The sequence below is a fragment of the Siculibacillus lacustris genome (assembly GCF_004328075.1).
GTDB classification, from domain to species: Bacteria; Pseudomonadota; Alphaproteobacteria; order Rhizobiales; family Ancalomicrobiaceae; genus Siculibacillus; species Siculibacillus lacustris.
Genome location: NZ_SJFN01000039.1, coordinates 1 through 14,652 on the forward strand (window position 1 = coordinate 1; position 14,652 = coordinate 14,652).

Consider the following 14,652-nt stretch of genomic DNA (forward strand, 5'->3'; position numbering starts at 1 on the left):
CCTGGCGCCGCCGCCCGCCGCTGCAACGCCGCCGCAACGGGTCGCGCCGCCGCAGCCGCCGGCCCTCCCGGCGGCGCCGATCGTTCCGCGCCGGCTGGCGCCGGTGGTGGTCGAGGACGCCGCGACGCTCGGCGCCGGACGCCTGCACCTGCGCCTGCCGGGGGTGGTGGCGGTGCCGCTCGACGAGACCTGTCGCGATGCGGCCGGGCAGATCTGGCCCTGCGGCCGACGGGCGCTGGCGGCGATCCGCGCCTTCGTGCGCGGCCGGACGGTCACCTGCCCGCTGCCGAAGACGGCGCGCACCGGCACCTTCGACGTCGCCTGCACCATCGGCGGCATCGATCTGGCGACCTGGGCGGTGGAACAGGGCTGGGCGCGCCCGGACGAGAGCAGCGAGACGGCGCGCGCGGCGGCCGAAACGGCGCAGCGCGAAGGCCGCGGCGTCCATCGCAGCGTCGCGCCGCCGGTGGCCCCGCTCCCCGATGCCGGGCCGAACGGCGTCGACGTGCCGCCCGATCGCACCACCGCGCCCTTGGCCGGCGGGACCGCCGAGGCGCCGCCGCGCGTCGTCGAGGCCCCGGCCCGGGCCTTGCCGCCGACGGTCGAAGCGGCGCCGCTCCCGCCCGTGACGGTCGCTCCGCCGCCGGTGCCGCCCGCGTCGGTCTCCCGCCCGCTCGCGGCGGGGCCGGAGGGGCCGATGCGGCTGATTCCGTGAGGCCTCAGACCGACGCAAGTGCGCCGGACAGCGCCGCGGCGATCAGCGCCCGGGTCTCGGCGAGGCCGTAGAGCGCCACGAAGGAGCCGAAGCGCGGGCCCTTCTCCTGACCGAGCAGGATCTGGTAGAGGCCGGCGAAGAAGCCGAGCGACACGCCGGGACCGCCGTCCGGGCCCTTCTTGGCCGGGTCGGGGAAATGGGCGCGGCCGACGTCGAAGACGATGGTCTGGACGGTGTCGGCATCGGCGTCGGCCGGCAGGGCGGCGAGCGCCGCATCGAGGGCGGCGAGCGCCTCGCGCTCGGCGGCGTCGGGGGCGCGGAAGACCTTGTTCGGCTTGACGAAGTCGTGGAAGTAGCGGATCGCGTACTGGACCAGCCGATCGAGTTCCGGGGCGGTCTCCGGGGTGATCTCCGGCGAATTGCGGCGGATGAAGCCCCACAGCACGCCGGCGTCCTCGGCGTTCGAGGCCGAGACCAGGTTCATCAGCATCGAGAACGAGGCCGGCATGTGCTTCTTCGGCGGCTCGCCCGAATGGACGTGCCAGACCGGATTGGCGATCTGCTGCTCGAGCGTCTGGCGATCGAAGGCGTCGAGGAACTGGTAATATTCGTCGACGTTGCGCGGGATCACGTCGAAGAACAGCTTCTTGGCCGCCTTCGGCTCGCGGAACATGTAGAGCGACAGGCTCTCGGGCGAGGCATAGGTCAGCCAGTCGTCGATGGTCAGGCCGTTGCCCTTGGACTTCGAGATCTTCTGGCCCTTCTCGTCGAGGAACAGCTCGTAGTTGAATCCCTCGGGCGGACGGCCGCCGATCGCCCGGCAGATCTTCGACGAGAGCTTGACCGAGTCGATCAGATCCTTGCCGGCCATTTCATAGTCGACGCCCAGCGCCGCCCAGCGCATGCCCCAGTCGGGCTTCCACTGCAGCTTGACGTTGCCGCCGGTGACCGACTGGGTCACCGCTTCGCCGGTCTCGGGATCGCGCCAGGTCACGGTGCCGGCGGCCGCATCGATGCGCTCCATCGGCACCTGCAGGACGATGCGGGTGCGCGGGCAGATCGGCAGGAACGGCGAATAAGTGGCGCGCCGCTCCTCGCCGAGCGACGGCAGCATGATCTTCATCACCGCGTCGTAGTTGGCGAGCACCGCCAGCAGCGTCGCGTCGAACCGGCCGGAGCGGTAATATTCGGTCGACGAGGCGAACTCGTAGTCGAAACCGAAGGCGTCGAGGAAGCCGCGCAACATGGCGTTGTTGTGGGCGCCGAAACTGTCGTGGGTGCCGAAGGGATCGGGGACCTCTGTCAGCGGCCGGCCGAGATGGGCGGTGACCATCTCCTTGTTGGGCACGTTGTCGGGCACCTTGCGCAGCCCGTCCATGTCGTCGGAGAAGCACAGCAACCGGGTCGGGATGCGGTCGCCGGTCAGCACCCGGAAGGCGTGGCGGACCATCGAGGTGCGCGCGACTTCGCCGAAGGTGCCGATGTGCGGCAGGCCCGAGGGGCCGTAGCCGGTCTCGAACAGCACCACGTCCTTGGGCGCGGTCTCCAGCCGGGCGACGATCTTGCGCGCCTCTTCGAACGGCCACGCCTTGGACTTGGCGGCGGCCGCCACGAGTTCGGCGGACAGATCGAGCGCGCGCGGCGTCGCAGCGGTCATGGACGGTACCTCACAGGCATTCGGGCGGGATCGCGCCCCCGGGCGGGGCCGGCGGACACTAGTCGCGGCGGGATGGAGCGTCAACGTGTCGCCGGATGCGGCGGCCACGACGAGGGTCGACTTGCCAGCGGCCGCCCGCGGACCTACCGTCCCGCCGCCCCTTTCCCACGGATCCCCACGGAGACTCCATGCCGAAGCCCTTCAGTCCGCACGAGGCCCTGATTCATCTGATGGTCACCGTCTCGATGGCCGACCGCCGGATGACCGAGAAGGAGGTCGCCGAGATCGGGCTCTTGGTCGGCACGCTGCCGGTGTTCGAAGACTTCGACCGGGCGCGTCTGCCGGCGCTGGCCGACGAAACGGCGAACTTCCTGGAAGCCGACGACGGCCTCGACCGCCTGCTGCAGCGCGCCAAGGCGGCGCTGCCCGACAAGCTCTACGAGACCGCCTACGCACTGTGCGTCGAGGTGGTGGCGGTCGACCGGGTCGCCGACCAGGAGGAACTGCGCTTCCTGGAGATGCTGCGCGACGCCTTCGACCTCGACCCGCTGATCTCCGCGGCGATCGAGCGCTCGGCACGGGTCCGGTATCGGAAGATGTGAGCCCTCAGTTCAGCACCCGCGGGACGCTCGGGACGTCGAGGGAGAAGGCCGGGATGTCGACGTCGAAGAAGGCGCCCGCGGCGTCCTGCATGCGGTAGCTGCCGACCATGAAACCCGACGGCGTCGCCAGCGGGCAGCCCGACGTGTATTCGAAGGTCGCGCCGGGCTCGATCAGCGGCTGTTCGCCGACCACGCCGGGGCCGTTGACCTCCTGGGTCTGGCCGCGGGCGTCGACGATCCGCCAATGGCGGGCGCGCAGGCGCACCGGGCCGGCGCCGATGTTGGTGATCTCCACCGTATAGGCCCAGAACCAGCGCGCCTCCTCGGGCTCCGACTTGTCCCTCTGGAACTCCGGCGTGACCGTGACCCGGATTCCGTGCGTGACCGCCTGATACATCTCGACACCCGTGGGCAACCGCCGTCGTCGGCGCGCGGATCGCGTCCCGACCGACTTCTCGCCGTCATCATGCCGCAACCGGCGACCGGCGCAACCCCCCGGGCCGCGCCGGCCTGAGGTCAGCGGCGGGCGGCGGCGCGCGCGGCTTGCGTCACGTCGTCGATCAGGTCGTCGATGTCCTCGAGACCGACCGACAGGCGCTGCAGGCCGTCGGTGATGCCGAGTTCGGCGCGGGCCTCGGGCTTCAGGCGCTGGTGGGTGGTGGTCGCCGGATGGGTGATCAGGCTCTTGGCGTCGCCGAGATTGTTGGAGATCTTGACGATCTCCAGGGCGTTGGAGAAGGCGAAGGCCCCGGCCTTGCCGCCGGCCACTTCGAAGGCGATCAGCGTCGAGCCGGCGCGCATCTGGCGGGCGACGAGAGCGGCCTGGGGATGATCGGCGCGGCCGGGATAGATCACCCGGGAGATCCCCGGCAGGCCGACCAGCACATCGGCGAGGCGGGCGGCGTTGGCCGTCTGTTTCTCGACCCGCAGCGACAGGGTCTCGAGCCCCTTGAGCAGGACCCAGGCGTTGAACGGCGACAGCGACGGGCCGGTCTGGCGGATGAACACCTGGAGATGGTCGTCGACGAACTTCTGGCTCGACAGCACCACGCCGCCGAGACAGCGGCCCTGACCGTCGATGTGCTTGGTCGCCGAATAGACCACGACGTCGGCGCCGAGAGCGAGCGGCGACTGCCAGCACGGCGTGGCGAAGACGTTGTCGACGATCAGCCGGGCGCCGGCGTCGTGGGCGATCTCGGCGATCGCGGCGATGTCGTAAACCTCGAGGGTCGGATTGGTCGGGCTCTCCAGGAACAGCACCTTGGTGTTCGGGCGGATCGCCGCCTTCCACTGGGCGAGGTCGGTGCCGTCGACCAGGGTCGAGGCGATGCCGAAGCGCGGACAGAGCTCCTCGACCGCGTAGCGGCAGGAGCCGAACAGCGCCTTGGCGGCGACCACGTGATCGCCGGCGGAGAGCTGGCAGAGCAGCGCCGCGGTCACCGCGGCCATGCCGGTCGCCGTGGCGCGGGCGGCTTCCGCCCCTTCGAGCAGCGCCATGCGCTCCTCGAACATGGTCACGGTGGGGTTGCCGAAGCGGGTGTATTGATAGCCGGGCGAGGTGCCGAGGAAGCGCGCCTCGGCCTCTTCGGCGTTGGCATAGACGTAGCCCTGGGTCAGGAACAGCGCCTCGGAGGTCTCGGCCCACTGGGAGCGGGTGATGCCGCCGTGGACGAGTTCGGTGGCGGGGCGGCGACGGCGCGGCGTATCGGACATGGCTCTCACTCCGGACGGTCCTCCGCCGCGCGTGCGCCGACGAAGAAACGAAAACCCGGCCGACGGGCGCCGGACCGGGTCACTTGTCCCAGATCCCGGCCCTTTTAGCATCGTTGTTTAACGTGGCGGCAAGCCGGCCGGCTCAAATGACCACGGGACCGTTTCGTCTTAGTCCTGCGATCCGGGCGCGTCAACGGGCCGTCGATGCGGGCTTTCCCCCATCGCCCGGCTGGCGGCGGGCGCGACGATCGGCTAGGAAACCGCAGGAAACCACGGACGACGACGAGGCGGATCCCCGACATGGACGAAGTAGCGGTGGACGGCATCCTGGCGGTGCAGGACATCCATGCGCTGGCGCAGGCCGGCGGCATCCGCACCGAGCGGCCGTTCGACGCCGATCAGGTGCAGCCGGCGAGCCTCGACCTGCGGCTGGGATCGCGGGCGCTGCGCGTCCGCGCATCGTTCCTGCCGGGACCGGACTGTTCGGTCGCCGACAAGGTCGGGGCCTTGACCCTGCACGAGATCGATCTGTCGGTCGGCGCGGTGCTGGAGACCGGCTGCGTCTACATCGTGCCGCTGATGGAGAGCCTCGAACTGCCGGCCGACGTCGCGGCCTCGACCAACCCCAAGAGCTCGACCGGGCGGCTCGACGTGTTCACCCGCGTCATCGTCGACCACACCCGGGCCTTCGACACGATCCCCGCCGGCTACCGGGGGCCGCTCTATCTGGAGATCAGCCCGCGCACCTTCCCGGTCCTGGTGCGGGCCGGCTCGCGGCTGTCGCAGATCCGCTTCCGGCGCGGCGACACCCGGCTCGACGACCGCGAACTGGCGGCGCTGCACGCCCGCGACCCGATCGTCAGCGGCGGCGAGGCGATGTTCCACGGGGGTCTCGCCGTGTCGATCGACCTCGAAGGGGCCGAGGGCAGCGGCGGGCAACTGGTCGGCTACCGCGCCAAGCGCCACACCGGGCTGGTCGACGTCGACCGCAAGGGGGCGCTCGACCTCCACGACTTCTGGGAGCCGATCGACAATCGCGGCCGGCGCTCGCTGATCCTCGATCCGGACGAATTCTATATCCTGGTGTCGCGCGAGGCGGTGCACGTGCCGCCGGACTATGCCGCCGAGATGGTGCCGTTCGATCCGCTGGTCGGCGAATTCCGGGTCCATTATGCCGGCTTCTTCGATCCTGGCTTCGGCCATGCCCCGGTCGGCGGCCGCGGCGCCCGGGCGGTGCTTGAGGTGCGCTCGCACGAAGTGCCGTTCATCCTCGACCACGGCCAGACCGTCGGGCGACTGGTCTACGAGCGCATGGCCCATCGCCCGGCGCGGCTCTACGGCGAGGGCATCGGCTCCAACTACCAGGCCCAGGGCCTGAAGCTCTCCAAGCACTTCCGCACCTGATCGCGCGCGTCTTGCATCCCGCCTCGCACTCCCCATCTCTCTTTCCGGACGATCGCCCGCGGGCGACGTCCACGATCCGAGACGAGGAGCCGGCCATGACGCCGCAGGAAGCCGAGATCATCAAGGACGTGTTCGCCCGTCTGAAGGCGATGGACCAGGGTCAGCCGGACGCCGAGGCTTCCGGCCTCGTGGCGGCGCAGCTCGCGGCCGAGCGTGGCGCCGGGCTGGCGCTGGTGCGCGCCCTGGTGCTGACCGACCGGGCCCGCGCCGCTCTCGCGCAAGAGAACGAAGCGCTGAAGCAGCAGCTCGCCAACGTCGGCTCCGCGCCGACGAGCGGCGGCTTGTTCGGCGGCGCGCCCGCCCCCGCCCCGAGTGCCGGTCCGTGGGGCCCGTCGCCCGCGCCGACGCCGGGACCGTGGGGACCGCCGCAGGCCCCCGCCTCCGGCCCCTGGGGCCAGACGGCGCCGCAGCAGGGCAGCAGCTTCTGGGGCAGCGCGCTCCGGACCGGCGCCGGCGTGGCCGGCGGTTTGTTCGCCTTCGAGGCGATCAAGGGTCTGTTCGGCGGCGGCTCGCACGGCTACGGCGGCTATGGCCAGAGCGCCGGCCTGTTCGATCAGCCGACGACGATCGTCAACGAGACGGTCAACGTCTTCGAGGGTGACCGCGGCGGCTATGACCGCAGCTCGGGCGGTTTCGGCGGCGACGACACCCGCACCGCCGGCCTGTTCGACTCGTCCGACGACGGCGGCGACTTCGGCGGCTCGGACGACACCTGAGCGACCAAGGCCGCGACGCGCGGGCGGGCGACGGCGCCCGCTCCTGCGGGCCCCGGCAGATCCGAAGCGGGGACCGACCGCCGCGCGGGCGCGATCGCGACGATCGGCGCGCCGCGCTCGACGCCCCCTCAGCGCCCGGCGCCCGCCTTCGCGGCGACGCGTGCCGCCCACTCGGCCTTCTGGGCCGCTTCGACCTCGGCCTTGTCGGGGTCGAGGGCGCGGTAGAGGCAGACGCAGCCGGTGTCGCGCCAGCCGAGCGCCTCGTAGAACCCGAGAACGCCGGAATTCTCCTTGCGCACCAGGAGATTGATCTTGGGCAGCCCGCGCGCCCGGCACCAATCTTCCGCCGCGGCGACCAGACGCCGCCCCCAGCCGGCGCGGCGGGCGGCGGGATCGACGCCGAGGTAATAGACCGCTCCGCGGTGGCCGTCGTGGCCGGTCATCACCGCGCCGACGACCCGGCCCTGGTCGCGCGCCACCAGCAGCACCCCGTGGCCGGACTCGCGGCACAGGCGGATGTCGTCGAACGGATCGTTCCACGGCCGCACCAGCCCGCAGGCGGTCCACAATGCCACCACCGCCGCGTCGTCTTGCGCGCGCGCTTCGCCGATCGCCGGGTCGTTCGCCGTCTCAGGAATCGTATCGCTCACGTGGTCGTCCTCGCTCGATCTCGGGACCGGCGATCCTAGCAGAGGCGCGAGCGCGCGGCAGGTCGGGGCTTCCCGGATCGCCTCCCTTGCCGAGAGCGCGACCCTGAGTCGGCGTCGGTGAACCTGGGCAAGCGCCGCGACAGGCGCCATAGTACCAACCCGTACCCGTTCCTCGAGGAGTTCCGCCATGCGCACCCGCCGTCTCGGTCCCGATTTGGAAGTCTCCGCCATCGGCCTCGGCTGCATGGGCATGAGCCATGCCTACGGCGGCCAGGAGGAAGCCAAATCGATCGACACGCTGCGCCGCGCGGTCGACATCGGCATCACCTTCTTCGACACCGCCGAGGTCTATGGCCCCTATACCAACGAGATCCTGCTCGGCAAGGCGCTGAAGGGCCTGCGCGATAAGGTCACCATCGCCACCAAGTTCGGCTTCGAGATCGGCCCGGACACCGGCTCGTCGGTCGACCGCATGATCGGGCTCGACGGCCGTCCGGAGACCGCGGTCAAGGTCGCCGAGGAGAGCCTGAAGCGATTGGGCATCGAGGTGATCGATCTGTTCTATCTGCACCGGGTCGACCCCAAGGTGCCGGTCGAGGAGAGCGTCGGGGCGATGGGCGACCTGGTGCGCCAGGGCAAGGTGCGCTTCGTCGGCGTCTCCGAGGTCGACGCCGTGACCTTGCGCCGGGCCCACCACGAGCATCCGATCGCCGCGGTGCAGAGCGAATATTCGCTGTGGACGCGCGGCGTCGAGGCCGAGGTGCTGCCGGCCGCGCGGGCGCTCGGCATCGGCTTCGTGCCGTTCTCGCCGCTCGGCCGCGGCTTCCTCGCCGGCAGCGTGACCGCCGCGACCGACCTCGCCGAGGGCGACTTCCGCCGCCGCCTGCCGCGCTTCCAGGAGGCGGCGCTCGCCGCCAACGCCCGTTTCGTGGCGGTCCTCGAAGAGATCGCCGAGAGCCACGGCGCGACCAAGGCGCAATTGGCGCTGGCCTGGGTGCTGGCCAAGGGCGACGACATCGTGCCGATCCCGGGCACGCGGCGGATCGACCGGCTGGAGGAGAACGCCGCGGCAGCGAGCGTCTTGCTGTCGGCGGCCGACGTGGCGGCGATCGAAGCGGCGATTCCGCCCGAGGAGATCACCGGCGAGCGCTACGGCGCGACCGCGGCCTTCGTCCCGAAGAAGTGAAGGGGGGGCAGGGCCGGCGGCGACCCGTCGCGCCGGTGAGCGGCGATCACCGGCGGCGCGGGCATCGCCCGTGGGGTTGTTCCCGCACAACGACGCCAGCCGCCGCGGCGCTATCGTCACGACCAACTCGAATGGAAGGTCGGCGACGATGGACATCGACCCGGAGAGCGTCGTCGACGACGTCATGAGGCGGTGGCCCGCGACGATCGCGGTGTTCCTGGCCAACCGGATGCACTGCATCGGCTGCCCGGTCGGGCGGATGCACACGATCGCCGAGGCCTGCGCCGAGCATGCGCTCGACCGCGCCACGGTGCTCGCCCAATTGGCCGCCGCCGCCGGGCGGGCGCACGAGGCCCCCCGCTAGTCGGATTCGCGCTCGCCGCCGTCGGCGACGAGGCGCAGCCGATGCGGGGCGCAGACCACGATCTTGCGGCGCCCGTTCTTCACCAGCCCCTGGGCCTCCCAGGCGCTCAGCGTGCGGCTGACGGTGTGCAGCGTCGATCCGGTCATGTCCGCCAGTTCCTGGCGGGTGATCGGAAAATCGATCAGGATGCCCTCGTCGGTCTTGCGGCCCGCCTGAGCGACCAGCCGCAACACCGCATGGGCGATGCGGCGCTCGACCTCCTCGGTCGACAATTCGCGGATGCGGGTGGTGGCGTCCTGGAGACGCTCGGCGACGGTGCGCAGCGTATCGAGGGCGACCGTGGGATTGCGGCCGACGAAGCCGTCCCATTCGCTCGCCGGCCAGCCGATCACCAGACTCTCGACCACCGCCACCGCGCTCGCGGGATAATCCGGGCGGCGCATTGCCATGGCGATGCCGAACAGGTCGCCGGGATCGAGGTGGCGGACCACCACCTGGCGGCCGTCGGGCGTCGACTGCACCGCCTTCAGCCGACCGTGCAGGAGGACATAGAAGGCATCGGCGACGGTGCCCTGTTCGAACACCGTCGCGCCCTCGGCGATCCGCTGCACCCGCGCGGTCGCCAAGACGGTGTCGAGATCGGCCTCGCCGAGCGAGTGGAACAGGCCGAGGTCGCGGATCAGGGATCGATCGAGGCGTCGGGCGGACAAGCGCTGGTTCCTCCGCGTGGGGCGGCCGGACGGCCCTTCCGGTGGAGCCGCGACCTGCGAGTGTAATCCAGTTTGTTCCCGGACAACGAAGGAAGCGCCGACCGGGCGCAAGGTCCTCCCAACGAAACACGCTGCTGCCCCACGAAACCCGCTGTGAAGGACGCCGGTCATGCTCTCCCGTCGCGATGCCCTGTTCGGTTCCACCCTGGTCGCCCTCGCCGCCGCCGCGGCGACCGCTGCTCCGGCCCTCGCCGCCGCCACGGGCGACGACGTCGCGGCGCTGCGCCACGTCAAGGTCGATCTGGTCGCCCCGCCCTTCGTCCATGCCCACGAGCAGGCGACGGCCGAGGCGCCGAAGGTGGTCGAGTTCACCATGACCATCGTCGAGAAGGAGATCGTCATCGACTCCGACGGCACCAAGATGCACGCCATGACCTACGACGGCTGGATCCCGGGGCCGATGATGATCGTCCACGAGGGCGACTATCTGCAGCTGACGCTGATCAACCCCGACACCAACACCATGCCGCACAACATCGACTTCCATGCCGCGACCGGCGCGCTCGGCGGCGGCGAACTGACCCTGGTGGCGCCCGGCGAACAGGCGACCCTGCGGTTCAAGGCGACCCGGCCCGGCGTGTTCGTCTATCACTGCGCCCCTCCCGGCATGATCCCCTGGCACGTCACCTCGGGCATGAACGGCGTGGTGATGGTGATGCCACGCGGCGGTCTCACCGATCGCGCCGGCAAGAAGCTCCACTACGATCGCGTCTGGTACATCGGCGAGAGCGACTTCTACGTCCCCAAGGACGCCAAGGGCGCCTACAAGACCTACCCGTCGCTCGGCGACGCCTACGAGGACGTCACCAAGACCATGCGCGGCCTGATCCCGTCGCACGTGGTGTTCGAGGGCAAGGTCGGGGCGCTGACCGGCGACCACGCGCTCACCGCCAAGGTCGGCGAGACGGTGCTGATCGTCCACGCCCAGGCCAATCGCGACACCCGCCCGCACATCATCGGTGGCCACGGCGACTACGTGTGGGAGACCGGCAAGTTCGACAACCCGCCCCAGACCGGGCTCGAGACCTGGTTCATCCGCGGCGGATCGGCCGGCGCGGCGCTCTACACCTTCCGCCAGCCCGGGATCTACGCCTACGTCAACCACAACCTGATCGAAGCGACCGAACTCGGCGCCACCGCCCATTTCAAGGTCGAGGGCACCTGGAACGACGACCTGATGAAGCTGGTCTCCGCCGCCGGCCCGATCGCCACCCACTGAGCACCGCAAGGGGCCGGGTCCGTCCAGGGCCCGGCCGAGGAGCGATCACCATGTCGATCCCCCGTCATCGGGTCCTGCTCTCCTCCGGCCTCGCGACCGTCGTCGCCGTCGGCATGCTGATCGGCACGCCGACGATGCCGCCGACCGATTCGACCGATCTGGTGATCCTGCCACCGACCACGGTCACCTACCGGGCCGCGGGCGACTTCAGCCGCGACGGCAGCGGCGTCGATGCGCCGGTGGTCGCGGTCACGTTCGAACGGCCGCTCGCGGTGATGCGCACCCAGGTCAGCGCCGCGGCCTATCGCGCCTGTGTCGCGGCGAAGGCCTGCGACGGACCCGACGACGCCGACGAGGCCCCGGCCCGCGACGATCTGCCGGCGGTCGGCCTCAGTTGGCGCGACGCCACCGCCTATGCGGCCTGGCTGTCGCGGACCACCGGACACCATTATCGCCTGCCCACCGACGCCGAATGGGTCCGGCTCGCGGCGGAAGCCCATGTCGAAGAGACCGCCGTGGCCGCCGCCGATCCGCGCGATCCGGCCCGGCGTTGGCTCGCCGCCTATGCCGCCGAATCGGCGAAGGCGGCCCCGATCGATCGCAAGCCGCGGCCCTTCGGCCATTTCGGCACCAACTCCCACGGCCTCGCCGACGTCGCCGGCAACGTCTGGGAATGGACCGACGGCTGCTGGTCGCGCCATGTCGACGGCGCCGGGGCCGGGCCGCGGGAGACTCGCAACTGCGGTGTGCGCGTCGTCGAAGGGCGCCATCGCGGCTACGTCAGCGACTTCGTCCGCGATCCGCGCAGCGGCGGCTGTTCGGTCGGCACGCCGCCGAGCAATCTCGGCGCCCGCCTGATCCGCGACGATCCCGATCTCACCCTCCCCCAGCGCCTCGCCGCCCTGGTCGCGTCGATCCTGCCGACGGCGGCGCTCCGGTGAGGCGCCGCCTCAGCCGCGCCAATCGAGGAAGCGGTTCTCGACGGCGGTGATCGCGCGGCTGACGATCAGCCCGAGGATCGACAGCAGAGCGACGCCGGTGAACAGCCGCTCGAGATCGTAGAGCGAGCCGGCCTCCAGGATATAGGCCCCGACCCCGAATTCGGCGCCGAGCATCTCGGCGGCGGCGAGCAGGATGATGCCGATCGAGATCGACACCCTGAGGCCCGACAGGATGCCGGGAAAGGCGCCGGGCAGCACGATCTTGGTGACGATCGACCACCAGCTCAGGCCGAAGCTCTGGCCCATGCGGATCAGGCCGCGATCGACGTTGTCGACCGCGCCATAGGTCGCGACCACCGTCGGGGTGAAGGTGCCGAAGGCGATCAGCATGTATTTCGAGGTCTCGTCGATGCCGAACCAGATCACGAACAGCGGCAGCAGGGCGATCTTGGGGATCGGAAACAGCGCCGCGACCAGCGGCACCAGCCCCGCCCGGACCAGCCCGAACAGGCCGATCGCGACCCCCAGCGACACGCCGACGCCGATGCCGAGGCAGCCGCCGACCGCGAGGCGCCGCAGCGACGGCACCAGATGGACCCACAGCAGGCCGCTCTTCCATAGATCGACGAAATTGGCGAACACCGCCGAGGGGCGCGGCAGCGTCAGCGCCGAGATCCAGCCGCTGCGCGTGCCGAGTTCGGCGGCGCCGATCAGCACCACGAACACCACCAGCCCGATGCCGGGAATCGGCCGCGGCGCGAAGCCCCGCCCGCGAAAGGCCACCGGACGTCCCCTGAGCTCAGTCACCGATCAACTCCCGATCCGCCGCCATCGCCTCGTCGCGCATCAGGTCCCACAGCTCCTTCTGATGCGCCTCGAGGATCGGATCGCCGAGGCTGCGCGCGGCGAGCGGCATGTCGACCGACACCACCGCCCGCACCCGGCCGGGACGGCGCGACAGCACGACGATGCGATGCCCGAGGCGCACCGCCTCGGCGAGGTTGTGGGTGACGTAGACCGCGGTGAAGGGCTGGCGCGTCCACAGGGCGACGAGGTCGTCGAGCAACAATTCGCGGGTCTGGCTGTCGAGGGCCGAGAGCGGCTCGTCGAGCAGCATCACCGCCGGCCGCACCGCCAGCGCGCGGGCGATGGCGACGCGCTGCTTCATGCCGCCCGACAGTTGCTTGGGCAGAGCGCCGCGGAACTCCGAGAGGCGGGTGCGCGCCAGCACGTCGGCGACGATCGCCTCGGTCTCCGCGCGTCCGAGGCGATGATCCTCGAGCACCAGCCGGATGTTGCCCTCGACGGTCCGCCACGGCAGCAGGGCGAAGTGCTGGAAGACGTAGGTCAGGGGATTGAGCGAATCCGCCGGCGGTTCGCCGACGGTCAGCACCCGTCCGTGGTCCGGCACCTCGAGCCCGCCGAGAAAGCGCAGCAGGGTCGACTTGCCGCAGCCGGAGGGGCCGACCAGGCAGACGATCTGGCCGCGCGGAATGTCGAGCGAGACGTCGCGCAGAACTTCGACCGATCCATAGGAATGGCCGACCTTCTCGATCAACAGGTCCATCGAGGTCTCCGCCGGACGGGGCCGAATGGGGGGCATGCGGTCACGACGTCGGACCGTCAGAGGATCTTCACGTAGGAGGTGTCGACCACCATCTCCGGGGTGATGGTGTCCTTGACCATCTTCTCGGCCTTGAACCAGTCGAGCTGCTCGGTGATCGAGGTCAACGACAGGGCGAGGCCGCGATTGATACGGGTGGCGTCGTCGACCAGCATCTCGCGGACCTCGGCGAAGGGGCTCGAGGTGCTGACATAAGTGTGGAGGATGCGGGTCAGGGCGTCGATCTCGCCGGCCGGCGCCGAGCGGTCGACGAAGGCGGCGTCGTAGTCGTCGACGGCGCGGGCATAAGCCCGGATGAAGGTCTTGGTCTTCTCGCGCTCGTCGGAGGCGTTGGCCTTGGAGGTGAACACCGTCGTCACCTGATAGTCGGGGGCGTAGTCGGAGATCGTGCCGATCACCCGCGCCGTGCCCTCGTTGAGCATCTTCTTGGCGATGCTCTGCTGGATCGCCCAGCTGTCGATCTGGCCGCTCGACAGGGCGGCGACGAGGTTGCCGAGCTTCTGCAACGGCCGGAGCGAGATCGACGCCAGCGGTACGCCGACCGCCAGCGCGACCTTGTGGATCATGAAATGAAACGACGAGCCGGCGGTGGTGATGCCCCAGCTGCGGCCGGCGAGATCCTTCGGGCTCTTCAACCCGGCCTCCCAGGCCTTGTTGGAGGCGAGCACCACCGATCCGACCTTGCCCTTCTCCTCGCGCAGCGCCCCGCCGATCACCCGCACGGCGTTCTTCTCGGCGAGGCTGACGAGGCCGCCGCTCATCGCGGTGACGCCGTAGTCGACGTCGCCGGAGGCGATCGCCACGGCCAGGGGCTGGGCCGCCTCGAAGAACTTCAATTCGACGTCGAGGCCCTCGTCGCGAAAATAGCCGCGCTCGAAGGCGATGAAACTCGGAGCATGACTGCCGAGGCGCAGGACACCGAGGGCAACCTTGGTGGCGGCGCGGGCGCGGCGCGGCCACACCGCGGCGACACCGACGGCGCCGGCGGCGGTCAGCAACCGTCGACGATCGAGAGAGTGAGTCGACATCCC

At 70.6% G+C, this 14,652-nt stretch carries 16 protein-coding genes and 1 riboswitch; of the genes, 8 read left to right on the forward strand and 8 right to left on the reverse strand.

Annotated features, from left to right (window positions below; all coding sequences use genetic code 11):
• The coding region (locus EYW49_RS23095; protein ID WP_407695492.1) for a thermonuclease family protein at positions 1-715 on the forward strand (715 nt) is incomplete at its 5' end.
• A gap of 4 nt (positions 716-719) precedes the next feature.
• Here the strand turns inward: EYW49_RS23095 and EYW49_RS19405 are convergent.
• Positions 720-2,372: a lysine--tRNA ligase gene (locus tag EYW49_RS19405; RefSeq protein ID WP_131311286.1), complete on the reverse strand. Its 1,653-nt coding sequence runs from the start codon at positions 2,370-2,372 to the stop codon at positions 720-722.
• Positions 2,373-2,560: 188 nt separating this feature from the next.
• On the opposite strand from EYW49_RS19405, the gene EYW49_RS19410 reads away from it, so the two are divergent.
• Entirely contained in the window at positions 2,561-2,974 is a 414-nt protein-coding gene (locus tag EYW49_RS19410; protein WP_131311287.1) for a tellurite resistance TerB family protein, read from the forward strand.
• A 4-nt stretch (positions 2,975-2,978) separates the two neighbouring features.
• On the opposite strand, the gene apaG is transcribed toward EYW49_RS19410, so the two are convergent.
• Positions 2,979-3,371, reverse strand: coding sequence for a Co2+/Mg2+ efflux protein ApaG (gene apaG, locus EYW49_RS19415; protein ID WP_131311327.1), 393 nt, complete (start codon positions 3,369-3,371; stop codon positions 2,979-2,981).
• A gap of 119 nt (positions 3,372-3,490) precedes the next feature.
• Positions 3,491-4,687 (reverse strand): O-succinylhomoserine sulfhydrylase, encoded by a 1,197-nt coding sequence (locus tag EYW49_RS19420; RefSeq protein WP_131311288.1) that lies wholly within the window; start codon positions 4,685-4,687, stop codon positions 3,491-3,493.
• An 83-nt stretch (positions 4,688-4,770) separates the two neighbouring features.
• A riboswitch (SAM riboswitch) is annotated at positions 4,771-4,851 on the reverse strand.
• A gap of 136 nt (positions 4,852-4,987) precedes the next feature.
• Here EYW49_RS19420 and EYW49_RS19425 point away from each other — a divergent pair.
• Both EYW49_RS19425 and EYW49_RS19430 read left to right on the forward strand, forming a co-directional pair.
• Entirely contained in the window at positions 4,988-6,091 is a 1,104-nt protein-coding gene (locus EYW49_RS19425) for a 2'-deoxycytidine 5'-triphosphate deaminase (protein ID WP_131311289.1), read from the forward strand.
• A 95-nt stretch (positions 6,092-6,186) separates the two neighbouring features.
• On the forward strand, positions 6,187-6,867 hold the full coding sequence (locus tag EYW49_RS19430; RefSeq protein ID WP_131311290.1) for a DUF2076 domain-containing protein: 681 nt from the start codon (positions 6,187-6,189) through the stop codon (positions 6,865-6,867).
• Between the two features lie 128 nt (positions 6,868-6,995).
• Here the strand turns inward: EYW49_RS19430 and EYW49_RS19435 are convergent, their stop codons facing one another.
• The gene (locus EYW49_RS19435) at positions 6,996-7,517 is read right to left on the reverse strand and encodes a GNAT family acetyltransferase (protein ID WP_228259688.1); all 522 of its coding nucleotides are present in this window, start codon (positions 7,515-7,517) and stop codon (positions 6,996-6,998) included.
• A 187-nt stretch (positions 7,518-7,704) separates the two neighbouring features.
• Between EYW49_RS19435 and EYW49_RS19440 the strand changes: the two genes are divergently transcribed.
• Together EYW49_RS19440 and EYW49_RS19445 are read left to right on the forward strand one after the other, a co-directional pair.
• Positions 7,705-8,703, forward strand: a complete 999-nt coding sequence (locus tag EYW49_RS19440) for an aldo/keto reductase (RefSeq protein WP_131311291.1) — start codon at positions 7,705-7,707, stop codon at positions 8,701-8,703.
• Between the two features lie 148 nt (positions 8,704-8,851).
• A complete protein-coding gene (locus tag EYW49_RS19445) occupies positions 8,852-9,067 on the forward strand; it encodes a DUF1858 domain-containing protein (protein ID WP_131311292.1) in 216 nt (71 codons plus the stop codon).
• Here the strand turns inward: EYW49_RS19445 and EYW49_RS19450 are convergent.
• Positions 9,064-9,777: a Crp/Fnr family transcriptional regulator gene (locus tag EYW49_RS19450; RefSeq protein WP_228259689.1), complete on the reverse strand. Its 714-nt coding sequence runs from the start codon at positions 9,775-9,777 to the stop codon at positions 9,064-9,066. The genes EYW49_RS19445 and EYW49_RS19450 overlap by 4 nt on opposite strands.
• A gap of 169 nt (positions 9,778-9,946) precedes the next feature.
• Between EYW49_RS19450 and nirK the strand changes: the two genes are divergently transcribed.
• Together nirK and EYW49_RS19460 are read left to right on the forward strand one after the other, a co-directional pair.
• Complete coding sequence (nirK, locus tag EYW49_RS19455; RefSeq protein ID WP_131311294.1) at positions 9,947-11,056, forward strand: copper-containing nitrite reductase; 1,110 nt, start codon at positions 9,947-9,949, stop codon at positions 11,054-11,056.
• A 50-nt stretch (positions 11,057-11,106) separates the two neighbouring features.
• Positions 11,107-11,997: an SUMF1/EgtB/PvdO family nonheme iron enzyme gene (locus EYW49_RS19460; RefSeq protein ID WP_131311295.1), complete on the forward strand. Its 891-nt coding sequence runs from the start codon at positions 11,107-11,109 to the stop codon at positions 11,995-11,997.
• A gap of 9 nt (positions 11,998-12,006) precedes the next feature.
• Here EYW49_RS19460 and EYW49_RS19465 read toward each other — a convergent pair whose 3' ends face one another.
• From EYW49_RS19465 to EYW49_RS19475, 3 genes are read right to left on the reverse strand one after another with little or no spacing between them, the layout of a single operon-like run.
• Positions 12,007-12,804, reverse strand: a complete 798-nt coding sequence (locus tag EYW49_RS19465; RefSeq protein ID WP_131311296.1) for an ABC transporter permease — start codon at positions 12,802-12,804, stop codon at positions 12,007-12,009.
• Positions 12,797-13,564, reverse strand: a complete 768-nt coding sequence (locus tag EYW49_RS19470) for an ABC transporter ATP-binding protein (RefSeq protein WP_131311297.1) — start codon at positions 13,562-13,564, stop codon at positions 12,797-12,799. The genes EYW49_RS19465 and EYW49_RS19470 overlap by 8 nt, the downstream gene beginning before the upstream one ends.
• A gap of 56 nt (positions 13,565-13,620) precedes the next feature.
• On the reverse strand, positions 13,621-14,649 hold the full coding sequence (locus EYW49_RS19475; protein WP_131311298.1) for an ABC transporter substrate-binding protein: 1,029 nt from the start codon (positions 14,647-14,649) through the stop codon (positions 13,621-13,623).
• Positions 14,650-14,652 lie beyond the last annotated feature (3 nt).

What these genes read in the sequence shown, in the direction of transcription:
- EYW49_RS19425 (WP_131311289.1), top strand. Translation starts at nt 4,988, where the DNA reads ATGGACGAAGTAGCGGTGGACGGCATCCTGGCGGTGCAGGACATCCAT.
- EYW49_RS19460 (WP_131311295.1), top strand. Translation starts at nt 11,107, where the DNA reads ATGTCGATCCCCCGTCATCGGGTCCTGCTCTCCTCCGGCCTCGCGACC.
- EYW49_RS19440 (WP_131311291.1), top strand. Translation starts at nt 7,705, where the DNA reads ATGCGCACCCGCCGTCTCGGTCCCGATTTGGAAGTCTCCGCCATCGGC.
- EYW49_RS19405 (WP_131311286.1), bottom strand. Translation starts at nt 2,372, where the DNA reads ATGACCGCTGCGACGCCGCGCGCGCTCGATCTGTCCGCCGAACTCGTG.
- nirK (WP_131311294.1), top strand. Translation starts at nt 9,947, where the DNA reads ATGCTCTCCCGTCGCGATGCCCTGTTCGGTTCCACCCTGGTCGCCCTC.
- EYW49_RS19445 (WP_131311292.1), top strand. Translation starts at nt 8,852, where the DNA reads ATGGACATCGACCCGGAGAGCGTCGTCGACGACGTCATGAGGCGGTGG.
- EYW49_RS19410 (WP_131311287.1), top strand. Translation starts at nt 2,561, where the DNA reads ATGCCGAAGCCCTTCAGTCCGCACGAGGCCCTGATTCATCTGATGGTC.
- apaG (WP_131311327.1), bottom strand. Translation starts at nt 3,371, where the DNA reads ATGTATCAGGCGGTCACGCACGGAATCCGGGTCACGGTCACGCCGGAG.
- EYW49_RS19420 (WP_131311288.1), bottom strand. Translation starts at nt 4,687, where the DNA reads ATGTCCGATACGCCGCGCCGTCGCCGCCCCGCCACCGAACTCGTCCAC.
- EYW49_RS19430 (WP_131311290.1), top strand. Translation starts at nt 6,187, where the DNA reads ATGACGCCGCAGGAAGCCGAGATCATCAAGGACGTGTTCGCCCGTCTG.
- EYW49_RS19470 (WP_131311297.1), bottom strand. Translation starts at nt 13,564, where the DNA reads ATGGACCTGTTGATCGAGAAGGTCGGCCATTCCTATGGATCGGTCGAA.
- EYW49_RS19475 (WP_131311298.1), bottom strand. Translation starts at nt 14,649, where the DNA reads ATGTCGACTCACTCTCTCGATCGTCGACGGTTGCTGACCGCCGCCGGC.